Source organism: Escherichia sp. KCJ4928 (assembly GCF_004352695.1).
Lineage (GTDB): Bacteria > Pseudomonadota > Gammaproteobacteria > Enterobacterales > Enterobacteriaceae > ECMA0423.
Window position 1 is genome coordinate 1 of the sequence record NZ_SJWV01000327.1, and the last position, 2,530, is coordinate 2,530.

1 pseudogene is annotated in these 2,530 nt (G+C 62.2%); it reads left to right on the forward strand.

The features are described 5' to 3' along the window. Positions 1–2,530: pseudogene (rhsB, locus tag E0D98_RS23290) on the forward strand (rhs element protein RhsB); the annotation flags it as partial.

The following is a 2,530-nucleotide window of genomic DNA, read 5'->3' on the forward strand; positions in this document are numbered from 1 at the left end:
CGGAAGCGGATGAGGTGCTGCCTGCGCCGCTGCCGCCGTACCGGGTACTGACCGGGCTGGTGGACCGCTTCGGGCGCACACAGACGTTCCACCGCGAAGCCGCCGGTGAATTCAGCGGCGAAATCACCGGCGTGACGGATGGTGCCGGGCGTCACTTCCGGCTGGTACTGACCACGCAGGCGCAGCGGGCAGAAGAAGCCCGGCAGCAGGCCATTTCCGGCGGGACGGAACCGTCCGCTTTTCCTGATACCCTGCCGGGTTACACCGAATATGGCCGGGACAACGGCATCCGTCTGTCTGCCGTGTGGCTGACGCACGACCCGGAATACCCGGAGAATTTACCTGCCGCGCCGCTGGTGCGCTATGGCTGGACGCCACGCGGCGAACTGGCGGTGGTGTATGACCGTAGTGGCAAACAGGTGCGCAGCTTTACTTACGATGATAAATACCGGGGCCGGATGGTGGCGCACCGTCACACGGGCCGGCCGGAAATCCGTTACCGTTACGACAGCGACGGGCGGGTGACAGAACAGCTTAACCCGGCAGGCTTAAGCTACACGTATCAGTATGAGAAAGACCACATCACCATCACCGACAGCCTGGACCGCCGTGAAGTGCTGCACACGCAGGGCGAAGCCGGGCTGAAGCGGGTGGTGAAAAAGGAACACGCGGACGGCAGCGTCACGCAGAGTCAGTTTGATGCGGTGGGCAGGCTTAAGGCACAGACGGATGCCGCAGGCCGGACAACAGAGTACAGCCCGGATGTGGTGACGGGCCTCATCACGCGCATCACCACGCCGGATGGCAGGGCATCGGCGTTTTACTATAACCACCACAGCCAGTTAACGTCAGCCACCGGGCCAGACGGGCTGGAAATGCGCCGCAAATATGATGAGTACGGACGTCTGATTCAGGAAACCGCCCCTGACGGCGATATCACCCGCTACCGTTATGATAATCCACACAGTGACTTACCCTGCGCAACGGAAGATGCCACCGGCAGCCGGAAAACCATGACGTGGAGCCGTTACGGCCAGTTGCTGAGCTTCACCGACTGTTCCGGCTACCAGACCCGTTATGACCATGACCGCTTCGGGCAGATGACGGCGGTGCACCGCGAGGAAGGGCTGAGCCAGTACCGCGCATACGACAGCCGTGGACAGTTAACTGCGGTGAAAGACACGCAGGGCCATGAAACGCGGTATGAATACAACATCGCCGGTGACCTGACCGCCGTCATTGCCCCGGACGGCAGCAGAAACGGGACACAGTACGATGCGTGGGGAAAGGCCGTCCGTACCACGCAGGGCGGGCTGACGCGCAGTATGGAATACGATGCTGCCGGACGGGTCATCCGCCTGACCAGTGAAAACGGCAGCCACACCACCTTCCGTTACGATGTACTTGACCGGCTGATACAGGAAACCGGCTTTGACGGCCGCACACAGCGTTATCACCACGACCTGACCGGCAAACTTATCCGCAGCGAGGATGAGGGTCTGGTCACCCACTGGCACTATGACGAAGCAGACCGCCTCACGCACCGCACCGTGAAGGGTGAAACCGCAGAGCGGTGGCGGTACGACGAACGCGGCTGGCTGACAGACATCAGCCATATCAGCGAAGGGCACCGGGTGACGGTGCATTACGGGTATGATGAGAAAGGCCGCCTGACCGGTGAGCGTCAGACGGTGCATCACCCGCAGACGGAAGCACTGCTCTGGCAGCATGAGACCAGACATGCGTACAACGCGCAGGGGCTGGCGAACCGCTGTATACCGGACAGCCTGCCCGCCGTGGAATGGCTGACCTACGGCAGCGGCTGGCTGTCAGGCATGAAACTCGGCGACACACCGCTGGTGGAGTACACCCGCGACCGCCTGCACCGGGAAACGCTGCGCAGCTTCGGTCGTTATGAACTCACCACCGCTTACACCCCTGCCGGGCAGTTACAGAGCCAGCACCTGAACAGCCTGCTGTCTGACCGCGATTACACCTGGAACGACAACGGCGAACTCATCCGCATCAGCAGCCCGCGCCAGACCCGGAGTTACAGCTACAGCACCACCGGCAGGCTGACCGGCGTTCACACCACCGCAGCGAACCTTGATATCCGCATCCCGTATGCCACAGACCCGGCAGGTAACCGCCTGCCCGACCCGGAGCTGCACCCGGACAGCACCCTCAGCATGTGGCCGGATAACCGTATCGCCCGTGACGCGCACTATCTTTACCGGTATGACCGTCACGGCAGGCTGACAGAGAAAACCGACCTCATCCCGGAAGGGGTTATCCGCACGGATGATGAGCGGACTCACCGGTACCATTACGACAGTCAGCACCGGCTGGTGCACTACACGCGGACACAATATGCAGAGCCGCTGGTCGAAAGTCGCTATCTTTACGACCCGCTGGGCCGCAGGGTGGCAAAACGGGTATGGCGGCGTGAACGGGACCTGACGGGCTGGATGTCGCTGTCACGGAAACCGCAAGTGACCTGGTACGGCTGGGACGGCGACCGGCTGACCAC